The following is a 15,484-nucleotide window of genomic DNA, read 5'->3' as shown; positions in this document are numbered from 1 at the left end:
GAAACCGTTCCTTCACTTGGGCGATGGGCCTTGTTTGTCGAAAAAGCCGTCGAGGCGGATGTTGCTGATCTGCGGTGCGCCATCGGCCAGCGACACCCACATGATATGATCCTGGGCCGCAGGATCGTCCGCCTTGGCTCCGGGCATTCCGCCGGTGACGCCCAGCTGGATATAATCCTGCTCCTTCCGGCGCTCATAGGCATATTTGTGAAAATGCCCCGCCAGCATGGTATAGGGACGGCCTTTCAGCATCGCCTCTATGCGTTCGAAGGCTGGCGACGCGACCTTCCACGCGGGCCGGTGCATCAACACGAAGGTCCAACGCGGGCGCGGGTTGTCCGCCAGCGCCTTGCGCACCATCTCAATCTGTGTCGTGCTGATCGCGACACTTTCGGACGCGGGCAGCTTGGTGGCGAGTTTGCCCAGCTCAGGCTCCCGGGCAAACAGCGCCTCGGCCAGTGCAGCATCGCCCTGCAACGCGCCCATCACTTTGCCCATCGCCTTAACGCCATAAGCTTCCAGCAATTTCTTGCGCGCGATCTTGGGCTGTGGTGGATCCTCGGTGTTGAGGATGATGAACAATGCGCCCTTGTAGCGGAAATGATAATAGTCCGCGCCCAGCTTCGCGCGCCAGATCTGCTGCTGCACGTCGTTGGTCAGGTCATGATTGCCCGGCACATAGAAGAATGGGGTGTGGAGCTGGTCGATCGCACCGTTGACCTCCTTCCACTCCGCCTCGATCTGTGCTCGGTCTTCCGTATTCCCCTCGATCAGGTCGCCGATATTGATGACGAAGTCGGGGTGAAGCCGATCCACCTGCGCCAGCGCCTTCTCGAATATGCCGGGCCGGTGCTGTCCCGTGCGATCGCCGATGACGACGAAGCGCAGGCTGTCCGCCCCGGCAAAGGGGCGCGCTGTCCGCGCGACATCCTTCGCTCCCGGCTGATAATCTCCGGCAGCGACACCGGCCGCCGAACAGGCAAGCGCCAGGACTGGCAGAGCAAGGCGGATCAGCTTCACTGTCCTTCCCCCCTTAAAATTCGACGTTCAGGTCGATGCCATAGGTGCGCGGTTCGCCGAACAATGCGCCGGGGCGGCCGACATTGAACTGCATGATGTAATAATTCTTGTCCGTCAGGTTGCGGCCCCACAGGCTCGCGCGGACGCCCTTCACGCCGGGGATGTCGCCCAGCGTCAGGCGGGCGTTCAGCAGGCCATAGTCGCCGATGATATATTTGCCGCTGCTGATCGTGCTGTTGGTGAACTTGTCGCTTTGCGCGGTATAGTTGACGTTCGCGCTCAACTGGCCGATCGGCAGGCGGGGCAGGTCATAGGTCAGGTCCAGCGCGATCGTATGTTTGGGCGCGTTGGTGAAGCGGTAATTGTCCGCGATATTCGTGCCGGTTGCGTCCAGGATCTCGTCATAGCGCGCGTCCAGATACCCATAGTTCACCGACAGGCGCAGGTCGCGCACCGGCGCCAGGGTAAGGTCGATCTCCACGCCCTTTACGGTCGCCTTGCCCGCATTCAGCACGTCGGTCAGGCGGATATTGGTCGGGTCCGACTGAACATTGACCTGAATGTCGGAATATTTTGATATGAACGCCGCCGCGTTGAAGCGCAGCCGATTGTCCAGCCACTGGCTCTTGATGCCTGCCTCATAGGACCAGAGCGTCTCCGGCCCGAAGCCTTCGTTGAACCGCCCGATTGAACTGGCGCGGACGTTGAAGCCGCCGCTCTTGTAGCCCTTCACCGCCTTGGCATAGACATTGACGTCCTCCGACGCGTCGAAGGCGACGACGAAGCTGGGGCTGAAATCCTTGAACGTCTGGCTGCCATCGCCAAAGCCCGGCACCGTCGTGATCGGGCCGCCATTGACCTGGGTCTGGCGGGAAAGCGTCGCCTCGCGCTTGTCCCAGCTTTGCCGCAGCCCGACAGTCAGGTGCAGCCGGTTGTCCAGCCATTGCGGCGTATAGGTCGCCTGGCCGAACAGCGCGTAGGAACGGTTTTCGATGGTCGCGGTGGTGAAGCTGCGCGTCAGTGTCGGCGGGCTGTAGCTGTTGCTGAAATTGTCGCCGCTCTCGGTGAAGTAATAGAAGCCCGCGACATATTGCAGCCCACCGTCCAGCGCGTCGCCGATCAGCTGCACTTCCTCGCTCCACTGGTCCTGCTTGGCGCGGCTGCTGTTCTTTTGCAGCGGATTGGGGCCAAGGGCGCCGGTCAGATAATCCTGGTTCTGGAAATTATCGAGCTTGCGATAGCCGGTGATCGACCGCAGCGTCAGCGCGTCGCTGGCTTCCCATTCCGCCGTCAGGCTGTGGCCTAGCGCGGTGATGTCGTTGGGCAGGACGTCGCGCACCAGCGGGCTTCCCGCTTCGGGCCGTTCGAGCACCCGCGGATGAAGCGGCGACAGCGCGACATAATAGGGCGTGTCGCCGATCTCCGTGCGATCATAACTGTAGCGCAGGTTGAACCGGTCGAAGGCTGCCACAGCAGGTCAGCGCGCATCGCTTCCCGATCCTTGTCGCCCCACCGTTCGATGCCCGTGCCAGGATTGCGGATGAAGCCATCCTGCCGCTGGTTCACATAGGACAGTCGGGCCGCGAAGGTCTCGCCCAGCGGAATGTTGACCGCCGCCTTGAAGCGCCGGTTGTCATAATTGCCGATCGTCACCTGACCCTTGAAGCCGAAGGCGCCAAGGTCGGGCTTGCGTGTGATGAAGTTGATCGCGCCGCCCGTTGCGTTACGGCCATAAAGCGTGCCTTGCGGGCCTCGCAGCACTTCGATGCGCTCCAGATCGGCGACTTCCATCGCCAGGCCCTGGCTGCGCGCGACATAGACGCCGTCCATATAGACCGCGACGCCGCCATCCTGGGTGATCTGGTCATCGGACAGGCCCACGCCGCGCATGAAGATCTGCGTCGTCGCGGCATTGTTGGGGAAGGGGGTCAGCTGAAGGTTGGGGACTTGGGCGCGCAGGTCTGTCAGCCCGCTTATGCCCTTATTTTCCAGGTCCTGCGCGCTGAATGCGGCGATCGAAATCGGCGTATCCTGCAGTGATTCCTCGCGCTTCTGCGCGGTGACGACGATCTCCTCGATCGCGCTGCCTGCCTGATCCTGTGCCAGTGCGGGCAGGGCGGTCGAACTCATGAGCAGCGTGACGACGGAACGGGCAATCAGGTGATTCGGCATATATCCTCCCCGGGAAACTCCATGCTTCGGTGGGCCATCCGGCCGCATTCTCATCGAGCATGTGCGAATCTACCTACTAGTTCGTAGATAGTTGTGCAACTCCATTCTTGTCGCTACTTCATTCATGCAATCCGCGTTGCCACCGTCCCGCTCCACCGCATAAGAACTTGATCATGACAGCAACCAGACAGACAGTCCGCCAGGCCAAGGGCGACGCCACCCGGCAACAGATACTCGACGCCGCCGAACGCATCTTCGCCGAAATCGGCTTCGCCGCCGCACGCCTCGATCATGTCGCGGAAAGCGTCGGCATCCGCCGTCCGTCGATCCTCTATTATTTCCCCGGCAAGCAGCAGCTTTACGACGAAGTCGAAGCGGACATCTTCGCGTCGATGCACGCCTTCGTCCTCAACCGGACCGAAGACGTCACCGAACCGATGGAGCGACTGCTCGCCCTGCTGGACGCCTGGCTGGATTTCCTCGTCAGCCGCCCCACCGCCGCGCGGATAATCCAGCGCCTGATCGCGGACTCGGCCGCCTACGGCAACAATCCGGTGCGCTTCTCCGAATCCGCGCTTCAGGATCTGGAGGATGTCGTCGCGGCAGGCGTCGCCAGCGGGCAATTTCATCCCGTTTCGGCGATGGTTCTACTCAACAGCGTCGCGGGCAGCGCATTGCATTATGTCTGCAACGCGCATCAGCTTGGTCGCTCACGTTCCTATGACCCGGCGGATCCCGCCCAACTGGCGCAGTTCCGCTCGATGATGCACCGCCTCGCCCGGGTGGCAGTGGCTCCGCAGGACTGACGGCGGCGTCCCGCGTCACTCCCGATCCGCCACCTCGCGTAGACGACCGCTGTCGGTGAGTTCGATCCAGCCATAACCAAGCCGGATCAGCCCCGCTCGCTCGAAAGCGGTAAGATGCAGGTTCACGGTCTTGCGGCTGAAGCCGATCATTTCCGCGAATGTCTGTTGGCTCAGACTGACGATCAGCCCGCGCTCCGACGAAGTAGCCGAAGCCAGTAGGCGTGCAGCGATCCTCTGCCGTGGCGGCAGGGCCATCAGTTCCGCCAGCATGTGCAGGGTTCTGCGCATGTTCGTGTAGGCAAAGTCGGCAATGGCTCGCCAGATTTCCGGCCGGTTCTCGGCAATCTGTTCGAGCGCCGCCTCGCTGATCTCCAGCAGGATACTCGGCCGCACCGATATGGCCGTCACCAAGCGGGGACCGCCGCTGAACTTCGTTGCGTGGCCCAGGACCGATCCGGGGCCGGAAAGCCCGATCATCACCTGCCTGTCGCCCGGCGCGGTGCAGTAGGAATGGAACAGGCCGTCGATCACGATGAAAAGCCCGCCCCGCTCATCCCCTTGCGTCTGCGCCCATTGGCCCGTTCCAAGATGGATCAGCCGCCCGTGCGCGAGGAGTTCTTCCGCCAGCGCGGCGGGATAATCCCGCAGCCAGTCCGTGCCGCGCAAGAGACGCAGCGCCGATGTGCGCTCACTGATTTTCACCCGACTGAATGTAACAGAGGTGACATTCTTCCGCCAAAAACTTCTCTAGCCTCTGCGCAAAAATATGGAGAGAGTGCCATGACCGCCGCAACAGAGAAGGTCGTGAGGATCGGTGGGGCTACCGCATCCTTTTCCGACACGGCATTGTCGGTGCCGCAGCTGCTGGACGGCGGCAGGCTTGATTATCTTGTCTTCGATTATCTGGCCGAAGGATCCATGGGCCTTTTCGGGCGGATGCAGGGCGCTGATCCATCAGCGGGATATGGCACCGATTTTCTGACCGTCCATGTCGGACCTCATCTGCGCCAGATCGCAGCTCAAGGCGTGAAGGTCGTCGCCAATGCCGGCGGCGTCAATCCGGCAGGACTGGCGGCCGCGCTCGACCGCATGATCGCGGAGGCAGGGCTCTCTCTTACCGTCGCTTATGTCGAGGGCGACGATCTGCGCTCGCAAGTCGAGCAACTGAGGGCCGCTGGCCACCGCGACATGTTCACGGGCGCCGCTTTCCCCGACAATGTCATCAGCGCCAACGCCTATCTCGGCGCCTTTCCCATTGCGGTGGCGCTGGAGAAGGGCGCGGACATCGTCGTCACCGGGCGGGTGGTGGATAGCGCCATCGTCCTGGGGCCGCTGATCCACGAATTTGGCTGGGGCGAAGGGGATTTCGACTTGCTGGCGGCGGGGACGTTGGCGGGTCACTTGCTGGAGTGCGGCGCTCAGGTCACGGGCGGCACCTTCACCGACTGGCGCGATGTGCCGGATTGGGCAAATATCGGTTTTCCGATCGGGGAATGTCATGCGGACGGGACCATGATCCTGACCAAGCCCGAAGGGACGGGTGGCCTCGTTTCGATCGGCACCGTGGCCGAACAGCTGCTCTACGAAGTCAGCGATCCGGCGGACTATATCGTTGCCGACGTCTGCTGCGATTTCAGTGAGGTCAGGCTGGAGCAGCAAGGCAACGACCGGGTGAGGGTTTCCGGCGCGAAGGGCCGCCCGCCGACCGAAAGCTACAAGGTTTGCGTCACCTCGGACGGCGGATGGCGCGCCGTCGCCTACCAGCCGATCATCGGTGAGCAGGCTGCAGAAAAAGCAAGGCGGCAGTCCGAAGCGCTCTATGCGCGCAGCCGGGCGCTGCTGCGCGCCCATAATCTGGCCGACTTCACCGAAACCGACACCGTCATCATTGGTGAAGATGCAAGCTTTGGACCGCATGGCGGCGGGGCGGGCGCACGGGAAGTCATCTGCAAGATGGTCGTCGATCATCCCGACCGCCCGGGAGCGGATCTATTCGCCCGCGAACAATGGGCAGGCATCAGCGGCATGGCGGTGGGCACCACGATCAACCTCGCCACCACGGTACTGCCCAAGACCGAGATATTCCTGTTCGTGGTCAGCAAGAGCGGCATCGTGCCACAGGTGACCGTTCGTGGTGAGACCTGGCCGGTGCCAGTGCCTGTGGGCCAGCCTGCATCTGTCCTGGCGAGGGCACCGCAACCAGTTCCCGATACGCCACCCGGGGCGGTCGCCGTCGACCTGATCCGGCTCGCATGGGCGCGCAGCGGCGACAAGGGGCATCTGTTCAACGTCGCCGTCATCGCGCGTCAGCCGCAATATCTGCCTTGGCTCCGCCTGTCTCTAACCCCTCAAGCGGTGGCGGACTGGTATCGCCATTTGGCGTCGGGCGACGACCTTCCTCGGGTCGATCGCTATGAAGCGCCGGGGCTGCACGCTCTCAATTTCGTGGTTTACGACGCCCTGGCTGGCGGCATCAATGCCAGTACCCGGCTCGACCCCGCCGCCAAGGGGATGGCGCAAATGCTGCTTCGCTTTCCCGTCCTTGTTCCTCCCGATCTGGCCGCCACGATCGGCGGGCATGACTTCGCTAACGGAGATCGTTGAGATGGCCGATTATTCCTATTTGATGAGGGGCATCAAGACGGTGGAAACCGACAGCAGCGTGCTTGTCAGTTCCTCCCGCTATCTGAATGACGCACGCGTCCGCGATTGGGTGGCGACCCATTTGCTCCGGCGAAACGGACCTGACGTGCCCACCCCTTCGGATTCGATCCAGCTCGTGCAGATACTTCGTGAGGTTCAGGACATCGATCATATCAACGCCCTGTTCGCCGCGGAACGGCAGAAGAATCCTGCACTCGATGCATGGTTCCGCGAAGGTTTTGTTTCGACATTCGGGCGCGATGACCTCAAACATTATGGCCCGGACACGGTTGGGGGCATCTTCTATGCGCAGTTGACCGGCAATGATCTCCAGGTCGACATTGTCCCGCCATTCACACCGCGCAACGACTTCGAATATTTCCAGCTGCGCGCCGGGCAGACGCACGATCTTGAACATATCCTTGGCGGCGGCGGCTTTGATTTCATCGGCGAGCTGGTGCCCTGTTATATGCGGCTCACCAATTTGTTCGTACATATGAGCCCGGAACTGGCGGGGGAGCTTTCCGCCTTCTCCATTCTCGGCTCCACGCGCATCATCACCCGCGCGGTTCTCCATTACCCCCAGACCTGGCTGGTGGTTCAGGACGCGGTGGAAAGGGGCGCGAAGGTCGGCCGGGATTCCGATCCGCTTTACATGATGCGCTACGAAGACGTGTTCGATCTGACGCCGGATCAAGCCCGCGAACAGCTGGGGGTGAGGGGCGTACGAATGGCCGATACCGCCACCGCATCGGCGCAGTGGTGCTGATCACCATTATATGTCCAAAAGGCGGTCCAATTCCTCGATGTAGAGCTGATAGGCGGGCCCGACCTCCCCATGGCTCGCAATGTGTTGGTCCACTTGCGCGGCGGCTTCGCCCAGGCTGCTGAAGCCCAAGGTGCCCGCCAAGCCCGCAATCTTGTGGGCGGCCGCTCCGATCCGTTCGAGATCGCTTTCGCGCACGCTCTCAGGGGCCGGAAGCTGCGCGCGTTCCTCGCGGCAGCGGGCGACGAACTTGTCGCGCACCGCCATCATCCGCGTGCCTGCGTCCGCCGTCACGGCAGATAGTCCCGAACCGTGGCGCTGAGCGCCATCGAATCGAACGGCTTCGCGATCACGCCCGCCGCGCCCAACGAGATCAGATGCTCTACGTCCGCGCGCGCGCTCCGGGCCGTGACGAATACCACGGGAATATTGGCGGTCTCGGGATCTTCCCGCAACCGCGCCAAGGTGGCTGGCCCGTCCATGCCCGGCATCATGAAGTCGAGCAGGATGAGCGCGGGCCGCCAGCTTGCCGCCGCTTCCAAGGCAGCCTGACCGCCGTCGCACAGCCGCACCTCCAGCTCAGGGTCGAGGCTCAGCGCTATATCCACGACTTCGCGGATATCTTCTTCATCATCCACATAAAGGATGCGGACCATGGTCATTTCCCTCCTTCGGGGCTGGTCTGCCGCCACAAACGCTCGACCGTCGCCACCAGATGATCGATCGACGTCCGGGATTTGGTGAGGAAGGCCTGCACGCTGGCCGCAGCCTCATTGTCGGCATCCTGTGCGGAAAAGATGATGACCGGTATCTGTCCCGCCGCTTTCAGGTCGGGAAGCAGGAGCGATCCCGGTCCGTCGGTCAGGCCCAGGTCCAATATCGCGAGGTCGAATGGCTGGCGGCCAAGCGCCGCTCGCGCCTCGCGCAGGGTCGCGACCGATGTCAGTTCGACCTGATCCTCCAGCGCCGTGGCGATCAGGCGGAGGACGTCCGGATCATCATCGACATGCAGGATGCGCGGCTTCCCGTCGCGCTGCCCGCCGAACAGCGTGTGCTTGACCGCATCCAGCATCTGGTCCGTGGGCAAGGGCTTTTGCAGCCAATCGATGATCGGCAGCGCTTCTGCTTCTACAGAGCCCGCCCGGCTGTCGGCGGAGATCATCAGGATCGGCGGGTGGGACCCGTCCTCCAACGCCCGCAGCGAACGGACGAGCGAGATGCCGCCGCCCTCCGGCAGGTCGGAGTCGATGAGGATCAGCCGGTAACTGCGCGCGCGCGCCGCCGCCAATGCAGCGGAACCGTCATGCACCACGTCGCAGGGGAATCCGGCATTCGCCAATATCTCCTGCATGTCGGCGGAGGTCTGCCGATCCCCTTCGCAGATCAAGATGCGGCCTTCTTGCTCCGCCTTGTCCCGCGCCGTCGCTGGCAGATCGATGTGGAAACGGGTGCCGACGCCCGTCTCCGTGTCGAAGCTGACGCTGCCGCCGAGCCGGGTCACCATCTCTCGAACGATGCTGAGCCCCAGCCCGGTGCCGCCCTTGGCCCGACTGTCTGAACTGTCGGCCTGCGCGAAACGGCTGAAAACCCGTTCCCGGAAGCCTTCGTCGATGCCGGGGCCATGATCGCAGATGCTGATCCTGTGCGCCGCGCCTGAAGGTTGCAGAACGACCTCTACCGCCGCGCCCGCCGGAGAGAATTTGACCGCGTTGGAAATCAGGTTGGTGATGATCTGCATCAGCCGGTCCGGATCAGCCCAGACATAGGCGCGCGGTCCGTCGATCTGCAGTTCCAGGCTGATCTGATACCGGTCGGCAAAGCCGCGATTGGCCTCGATCGCCTGTTTCAGAAAATCCGAAAGGTCGATCAGCTGGCTCTTGAAGACCATCCGCCCGCTGTCGATCTTCTCCAGGTCCAATATGTCATTGATCAGGCGGACGAGCCGCTCGGCGTTGCTGTGCGCGATTGTGATCAGCCGCTGCGCGCGGTCCCCCAGCTCCCCGCCCGCGCCCCCGGCCAGAAGGCTGAGGGACCCTGCGATGGATGTGAGCGGCGTCCGCAATTCATGGCTGACGCTTGCGACGAATTCCGACTTGATCCGCTCGACCCGCTTGCGCTCGCTGATGTCGCGAACCACGGCGACATAATGAGTGCCATCGTTCAACTCGACAGCGGTTATCGCGACGTCGGAGGGGAAGGTGCTGCCGTCCTTGCGGCGGCCAGGTATCTCCTGAATATGCCCCGGATGCCCTTCGCTCAGATTCATGCTGCGCAGATAGGCTGCGACCTGTCCTCGCGGAGGCTGGTTGGCGAACAGCATGCCGACGTCCCGCCGCAGCATGTCGCTATCTTCATAGCCGAAAATCCTCGCACCCGCCCGGTTCACGCCCTCGATGCTGCCGCTTGGATTGAGGATGAGGATGCCGTCCATCGCCGCGTCGAGAATGGCTTTGCGGCGGCGGGACACATCGTCCAGGCGCGCGAGGGCGGCCCCCCTTGCCTTCAGCGTCCGGAGAATGACGATTCCCGCGGCACAGAGCAGGATGGCCAGAAAGCTGAGGAGGGAAAAGGCACGGCCACGCAGCTGCTTCTGCGCCCTGTCTGCCAGTGCGGATGTTTGCGCCAGCTGCTTGGCCTCGACCGCTTGCTGCCGACCAATCTCGGCGCGAAGGCGATCCATCAGCAGCTTGCCGCGCCCGCTGACCACCATGGCCAGCGCCTGATCCCTGCCGCCACGGGCGTTGGAGGATATCGCCTCCTGCACGAAGGCCAGCTTTTCACGCGACAGCTTGCGGAGCGTGTCGAGGCCCTTCTGCTGCTCCGCCGACGCCGAAAGCGCCTGCATCCGATTGAAGCTGTCCGGAATTGCGTGGAGAGCGGCTTCGTAGGGCTCGAGAAACTCACGCCGATTGGTCATCAGATAGCCGCGCTGCCCTGTCTCCGCATCCTGATGCTGGGACAGCATGTCCTGCATCAGCGACCGGCGGTCATAGGAGCGGATGACCTCAAGGCGCAGCTGGGCCGCATTGTCCGCCTGCGCCACAAGGATGAGGCCGACAGCCAATATAATGACCGGAATGGCGACCGCCACCACCCACAGCATGGTTTGTCGAAGACCAGGCATGGTCATCGGCGGCGTTCTCCGGCAAACAGCGCTTAAAAGACCTGGCTGAGCCCTATGGATAGATAAGGCCGGGCATCGCGGCCCTTCTGTTCAGTCGCGCCCGCTGAAAGCTGTCCCGTCCAGCCGCCGCCGATCGCGGTCGAAATATAGGCGCCCAGACCGCCGCGCTTATAGGTGGGATCGCCCTGCAAAGTCGCTTCCAGGCCCAGCCGCTTATCGCTCTGCCGGTTGACAGCTTGGGTGAGGCGGAGCTGCGCCATGTAGCTTTCATTGCGGATGCCCCAGCTTCCGAACCAGCCGAGGCGCAAGCGATCACCCAACACGCCATCCGTTTGGACGCCCACGTCCCATTGTGAACCCTGCAGCTTGTTGCCCGGATCATTGGGGTCGAGATCGGTCTTCGTGAAGCGCGGCCCCGCACCGATATTCGCCCAGCCCCAGGACCCGGACGTTTGGTAGACGAGGGCGGCTTCCGCGCCGATATAGGTGGCCTCGATCCGTTCGGTGGTGCGATAGCGATACGTCCCGCCATTCACCCCGGCGCGGACGGCAAGGCCGTGGCCGAGCGAATTTCCGGGAAGTGAGATCAAGCCGCCGCCATATCCTCCCGCGCCGTCGCCGACAGAACCGCCCGCGTAGATCACGCCCCGGTCCTGCGCCAGCGCCGCCTGCCCCGAAAGCGCTGAAATGGCAAGGAGGGCCAGAAAGCGAAGTGAAATCATTCGATTGTTTCCCGACGGCGGATTGTTGCCGCTGCATAACGTGCGATGGGGTGGAAGGGACAGCCCAAAAACGGCGTTAACGCTCGATTTACCGTATTTTCGGAAAATCTTTGCCATTCAAAGCCTTCCTGTCCGGCGGCTTGGCCGTTAGATGGGGAGGGTGGGGCAGGCTTGTTTTTGGAGAAACGCAGGAATCTCATGACGGCGGAGCCGCTCCCCATTACCAGCCTCAACATACTCATCGTCGACGACGATGACCTGTTCCTTGAGGTGCTGGCGCTGGAGATGGAGGCGCTCAACTGCTCGGTGCAGGTCGCGGGCGATGGGGCGGCCGCTCTTGCGCATGTGCAATTGGCGCCGGTCGATGTCCTCATCACCGATTGGCAGATGCCGGGCATGGATGGTCTTGAGCTCGTGCGGCAGGTGAGGGCGGCGGCGGTGCAGAACCGCTTTCTCCACATCGTCATGATGACCGCGCGCGGCGACAGCAACACGATCCGGGCCGCCACGCTTGCGGGCGTCGACGATTTCCTGTTCAAGCCGCTCGATCCGCTGCAACTGGAACTGACGGTCGCCTCGGCCCGGCGCAATGTGCGCCTGCATCGCAGCCTGGAGCGGCGGAACCGCCATTTGGCGCAGGCGCATGATCGTATCCGCGCGGCCTATCGCCATGTGCGGGCTGACCTGGATGCGGCGGCTGCGCTGCATCACAAGCTGTTGCCCAATGACAAGGAAATGAACGGCGTGCGCATCGCGTGGGCGCATCAGCCAGCGATGAACATGAGCGGCGATACGCTGGGCGTGTCGCGGCAGGACGACAAGATTCTTTTTTTCCTCGCCGATGTTCAGGGGCATGGCGTGCCCGCCGCGCTCGCATCCTTTCACCTGCATCATCGGCTGGTCCAGCTTGCTCCCGGCGATCCGGCGGCGCTGGCGTCCGCGATCGAGCAGCTCAATCGGGAGATCGAGGGGCAGCCCAATGAAAATTATGCGACGCTGATCTGCGGCCTGTTCTCGCCGCATGAAGGGCGCGCCTGGATCATCCGTGCTGGCCATCCAGATCCGCTGATCGTCGGGTCAGGCGGCGTGTCCACCCTGCGCCTGGACGGTGGTTTTCCGCTCGGCTGGTTCAGTGATGCTACGTTCATCCCTGAAGAAGTCACGTTGGAACCCCGGACGCGGCTGATACTCTTTTCCGACGGCGTCACCGAATGCGCCGATCGCGAAGGCACGCAATTGGAGGTCGCGGGGCTCAGCGAGTTGCTGCGCGAGGGGGCCGACGAGCCGCTGGAACTGATGGTCGAACGGGTGAAGGCCGCCGTCGCGATGCGGCGGGGCACGCGCGGTTTTGACGATGATATCTCGCTTCTCGCGATTGAAATGGCATAGATAGACAAGGGTGAAGGAATGACGGCGATCATCACTATGGATGGGGATGTGGCCCTGGTAGAGGTGCAGGCGACGCGGTTCGATGCCGCCGAAGCCCCGGCGTTCAAGGCGGACCTCGCCAAGGGCATCGATGGTGGTCCGCGCAAGGTCGTGCTGGACCTCACGCGCGTCGCTTTCATGGACAGCACGGCGCTCGGCGCGCTGGTGTCGCTCCTCAAGATGCTGGGCAAGGACGGCTCGCTCGCGATCGCGGGGGCGCAGCCTGCGGTGCGCCGCCTGTTCGAACTGACGCGCCTCGACGCTGTGTTCCGGCTTGCCGAGACGGTCCCGGATGCAAGAGCGCTCGTGCGTGGCTGACGAGGGCGCTATCCGCCTGTACCCCGCCCGGCTGGAAGAAGTCGGTCAATTGAGCGAGCATGTCCGCGCCCTCTGCGAAGCCGCCGCTGTTCCACCCGAAGCGATGATCGACATCGAGTTGGCGCTTGCAGAGGCCGCCAACAACATCATCATCCATGGCTATCGCGGCCGGGACGACGGCATGATCGGCGTGGGGGTGCAGATCGTGCCCGGCTCCGTATCGCTCGAACTCCAGGATGAGGGCGAAGCGGTTCCCGAAGGATTGTTTTCCAGATGCCGCACCATCTCCGCTGATGCGGAAAGCGGGCGCGGTCTCGGGATCATCCAGTCGTGCATCGACCAGATCGATTATTGGAGCGAAGGCGGCACGAACCGGCTGCGTCTCACAAAGCGCCTGCGCGGCTGACCGGCGCGCCATCCGCTAACACCGGTCGCCCTAAGCTTGTCGGAGGGCTCCCGCGGCAATCGCCCGCCGTCACTTCAAACTAGCAGGCAACTTGTCCGTCATGGATTGAGGCGGAGCTTTCCCGGTCTCCTGGCGAAGCGCATCATCCTCCATCCTAACGACGATGCTCCCGGCGATGGCCAGAATGGCTGCCATCAGCAAATGGCTCCGCCCTCTTCTAAAACCTTCTTTCCAGTTCATCCTGCCTCTTCCTCGGTGGGTTGCCACAGGGCCGCACGGACCATGATCGACATGCCCAGAATGTTGTTGAGACCCCACAGGCCGTTGGCGATCAGGCCGCCGAGCGTGTAATTGCCAAAGCCCAGCCACAGCGCTGCCGCCGCCCAGCAAAAGGCGGCAAAGGTTCCGATCATCAAAGCCAGCTGAGGCCAGACCAGGTGCAGATAATGGCCGTCCTGCCGATCCTTGGGCGTGACCGGGAACTTGATCTTCTGCTTTCGCACCACCGCCCAGAGCGCCTGGAGCGAGATCGGGAAGGACGCCATATAGCTGACCTTCCCCTTATAGCCCGAAATGCCCCAGGTCCCGAACATGATGGCAAGCTCGGTCACGATCAGGAACGGCAGCGCCCGATCGAAAAAGTCGCCCGTATAGGCGGAAACCGGCGCGACCGACGTCATCAGATAGACGATCGGCGCCAGCAGGAACACAAGGTTCCAGAGCGCGCCCATATAGGACCAGAATGTCGTCAAATACATGAGCCGCTGGCCGAGCGACAAACCCTTGGCCGTCACCGGATTGTCGTGGAAGAAGATGTCGAGGCTTCCACCTGCATATTTGAACCGCTGGATGCTCCAGCTGAGCAGGTCCTGCGGCGAGAGCATCTTCGATTCCACATGCGGGTGAAGCACGGATTTCCACCGCCGTTCGCGGTCCTGATGCAGCACGATCGTGGTGTAGATGTCTTCCGACACATGGAATTTATAGGGCGTCAGCTCCTCGGCCTGCGCGGCTTGCCAGCGGGCGAGCGCTTGCGCTGCCGGATCGGCGCGGCGGCGGACGAGCTTGGCGATGCGCGATTTCGCGTCGCCCGATGCGTGGGCGATGGCATCGGCATAGGCACGCAGCGCGACGAACATCACGGCCTCGCGCCGGTGGATCGATCCCGCCCCGCAGCAGAAGGCGGCGTTATAGGCGTTGCGGCGGCGCTGGATCACGTCGAAGAATAGTTGCGGGTCATTGACGAACGGGTCCTCGCCGATGCGTATCTCGCCAAAGATCCGTTCTACCGCTCCGCCGATAGCGCGGCCCAGCCCGCCGAGTTTGCGGCCCATCCAGTCCTTCAGCCGCTCGCCTTCGGGCAGATCATAAAACCAGTGCGGCGTCTGGACGAAAGCCACGTCAGGATCGCGGAAATAGCCGAGCGTCCGCTCCAGCATCGTGGGGAATGGCCGCGTGTCAGCATCGCAGATCACGATGAAGTCGCCGCTCGTCTGCTCCATGGCGTTGCGCAGATTGCCGGCCTTGAACCCGACATTATTGTCGCGGCTGATATAGTTGACGCCTTCCTCCTCCGCGACAGCCCGCATCGTGTCGCGGCGTCCATCGTCGAGTATATGCACCTTCACGTCGATGGGATGAGGGTAGCGCACCGCCTTGGCGTCGCGGATGCTCAGCCGCACCAATTCCTCATCCTCATTATAGGTGGCGATGAAGATATCGACCGAGATGGGCCGATCATCCTCGCTGCCCGCCGATCCCACGCATTCGCTGGTCCGCGCTGGGGGTGCGCGCAGCGGATAGTCCTTCACCTTCCACAGGTTGAGCGTGAAGAGAATGAGCCCGAAATAGGCGCAAGTCTCCGCGATCACCAAAGGGATAGCGAACCACAAGGCGTCCCAGTTCAGCGAATCCGTCCAGCGCCACAACAGATAGCGCGCGCCCAGCAACAGCATCAGCAGCGCCAATGTCTGCCAGATCAACTCGATCAATCGCGAATGAGGCAGCGGCTCTGGCGGTCGTCGATCCTCAAAGCGATTGAAATAGAAATCCACGGGCGTCCTTCCGGCTTCTCGGGTC

At 62.8% G+C, this 15,484-nt stretch carries 15 protein-coding genes; 6 read left to right on the top strand and 9 right to left on the bottom strand.

What is annotated here, in order from left to right:
* Nucleotides 1-12: 12 nt before the first annotated feature.
* The 3 genes from SPHS8_RS14335 to SPHS8_RS20470 are packed head-to-tail and all read right to left on the bottom strand — an operon-like array spanning nucleotide 13 to nucleotide 3,192.
* Nucleotides 13-1,020: a metallophosphoesterase family protein gene (locus SPHS8_RS14335; RefSeq protein WP_201516104.1), complete on the bottom strand. Its 1,008-nt coding sequence runs from the start codon at nucleotides 1,018-1,020 to the stop codon at nucleotides 13-15.
* 13 nt (nucleotides 1,021-1,033) lie between these two features.
* Nucleotides 1,034-2,359, bottom strand: a complete 1,326-nt coding sequence (locus tag SPHS8_RS20475; RefSeq protein ID WP_236575181.1) for a TonB-dependent receptor — start codon at nucleotides 2,357-2,359, stop codon at nucleotides 1,034-1,036.
* Complete coding sequence (locus tag SPHS8_RS20470) at nucleotides 2,323-3,192, bottom strand: TonB-dependent receptor (RefSeq protein ID WP_236575171.1); 870 nt, start codon at nucleotides 3,190-3,192, stop codon at nucleotides 2,323-2,325. Before SPHS8_RS20470 ends, SPHS8_RS20475 begins: the two co-directional genes overlap by 37 nt.
* A gap of 173 nt (nucleotides 3,193-3,365) precedes the next feature.
* Between SPHS8_RS20470 and SPHS8_RS14325 the strand changes: the two genes are divergently transcribed.
* On the top strand, nucleotides 3,366-3,998 hold the full coding sequence (locus SPHS8_RS14325) for a TetR/AcrR family transcriptional regulator (RefSeq protein WP_201516103.1): 633 nt from the start codon (nucleotides 3,366-3,368) through the stop codon (nucleotides 3,996-3,998).
* Between the two features lie 15 nt (nucleotides 3,999-4,013).
* Here the strand turns inward: SPHS8_RS14325 and SPHS8_RS14320 are convergent, their stop codons facing one another.
* The gene (locus SPHS8_RS14320) at nucleotides 4,014-4,700 is read right to left on the bottom strand and encodes a Crp/Fnr family transcriptional regulator (protein ID WP_201516102.1); all 687 of its coding nucleotides are present in this window, start codon (nucleotides 4,698-4,700) and stop codon (nucleotides 4,014-4,016) included.
* A 78-nt stretch (nucleotides 4,701-4,778) separates the two neighbouring features.
* On the opposite strand from SPHS8_RS14320, the gene SPHS8_RS14315 reads away from it, so the two are divergent.
* Nucleotides 4,779-6,602 (top strand): acyclic terpene utilization AtuA family protein, encoded by a 1,824-nt coding sequence (locus tag SPHS8_RS14315; RefSeq protein ID WP_201516101.1) that lies wholly within the window; start codon nucleotides 4,779-4,781, stop codon nucleotides 6,600-6,602.
* Nucleotides 6,577-7,410, top strand: a complete 834-nt coding sequence (locus SPHS8_RS14310; RefSeq protein WP_236575170.1) for a hypothetical protein — start codon at nucleotides 6,577-6,579, stop codon at nucleotides 7,408-7,410. The genes SPHS8_RS14315 and SPHS8_RS14310 overlap by 26 nt, the downstream gene beginning before the upstream one ends.
* 6 nt (nucleotides 7,411-7,416) lie before the next feature.
* On the opposite strand, the gene SPHS8_RS14305 is transcribed toward SPHS8_RS14310, so the two are convergent.
* From SPHS8_RS14305 to bcsS, 4 genes are read right to left on the bottom strand one after another with little or no spacing between them, the layout of a single operon-like run.
* The gene (locus SPHS8_RS14305; protein ID WP_201516099.1) at nucleotides 7,417-7,701 is read right to left on the bottom strand and encodes an Hpt domain-containing protein; all 285 of its coding nucleotides are present in this window, start codon (nucleotides 7,699-7,701) and stop codon (nucleotides 7,417-7,419) included.
* Nucleotides 7,698-8,063 carry a response regulator gene (locus SPHS8_RS14300; protein ID WP_236575169.1) on the bottom strand — a complete coding sequence of 122 codons (366 nt, stop codon included), beginning with the start codon at nucleotides 8,061-8,063 and terminating at the stop codon, nucleotides 7,698-7,700. The genes SPHS8_RS14305 and SPHS8_RS14300 overlap by 4 nt, the downstream gene beginning before the upstream one ends.
* A 2-nt stretch (nucleotides 8,064-8,065) precedes the next feature.
* Entirely contained in the window at nucleotides 8,066-10,537 is a 2,472-nt protein-coding gene (locus SPHS8_RS14295; protein ID WP_201516097.1) for an ATP-binding protein, read from the bottom strand.
* Nucleotides 10,538-10,563: 26 nt separating this feature from the next.
* Nucleotides 10,564-11,253 (bottom strand): cellulose biosynthesis protein BcsS, encoded by a 690-nt coding sequence (bcsS, locus tag SPHS8_RS14290; protein WP_201516096.1) that lies wholly within the window; start codon nucleotides 11,251-11,253, stop codon nucleotides 10,564-10,566.
* 198 nt (nucleotides 11,254-11,451) lie between these two features.
* On the opposite strand from bcsS, the gene SPHS8_RS14285 reads away from it, so the two are divergent.
* From SPHS8_RS14285 to SPHS8_RS14275, 3 genes are read left to right on the top strand one after another with little or no spacing between them, the layout of a single operon-like run.
* Entirely contained in the window at nucleotides 11,452-12,642 is a 1,191-nt protein-coding gene (locus tag SPHS8_RS14285; RefSeq protein ID WP_201516095.1) for a PP2C family protein-serine/threonine phosphatase, read from the top strand.
* A gap of 18 nt (nucleotides 12,643-12,660) precedes the next feature.
* Nucleotides 12,661-12,999 carry an STAS domain-containing protein gene (locus SPHS8_RS14280; protein ID WP_097093590.1) on the top strand — a complete coding sequence of 113 codons (339 nt, stop codon included), beginning with the start codon at nucleotides 12,661-12,663 and terminating at the stop codon, nucleotides 12,997-12,999.
* Nucleotides 12,992-13,405, top strand: a complete 414-nt coding sequence (locus tag SPHS8_RS14275; protein WP_201516094.1) for an ATP-binding protein — start codon at nucleotides 12,992-12,994, stop codon at nucleotides 13,403-13,405. The genes SPHS8_RS14280 and SPHS8_RS14275 overlap by 8 nt, the downstream gene beginning before the upstream one ends.
* Before the next feature lie 236 nt (nucleotides 13,406-13,641).
* Here the strand turns inward: SPHS8_RS14275 and SPHS8_RS14270 are convergent, their stop codons facing one another.
* Nucleotides 13,642-15,459, bottom strand: coding sequence for a glycosyltransferase family 2 protein (locus SPHS8_RS14270; RefSeq protein WP_236575168.1), 1,818 nt, complete (start codon nucleotides 15,457-15,459; stop codon nucleotides 13,642-13,644).
* Nucleotides 15,460-15,484: the final 25 nt, after the last annotated feature.

This window comes from Sphingobium sp. S6, assembly GCF_905120495.1.
GTDB classification, from domain to species: domain Bacteria; phylum Pseudomonadota; class Alphaproteobacteria; order Sphingomonadales; family Sphingomonadaceae; genus Sphingobium; species Sphingobium agri.
This window is presented reverse-complemented; position numbering and strand designations above follow the sequence as displayed.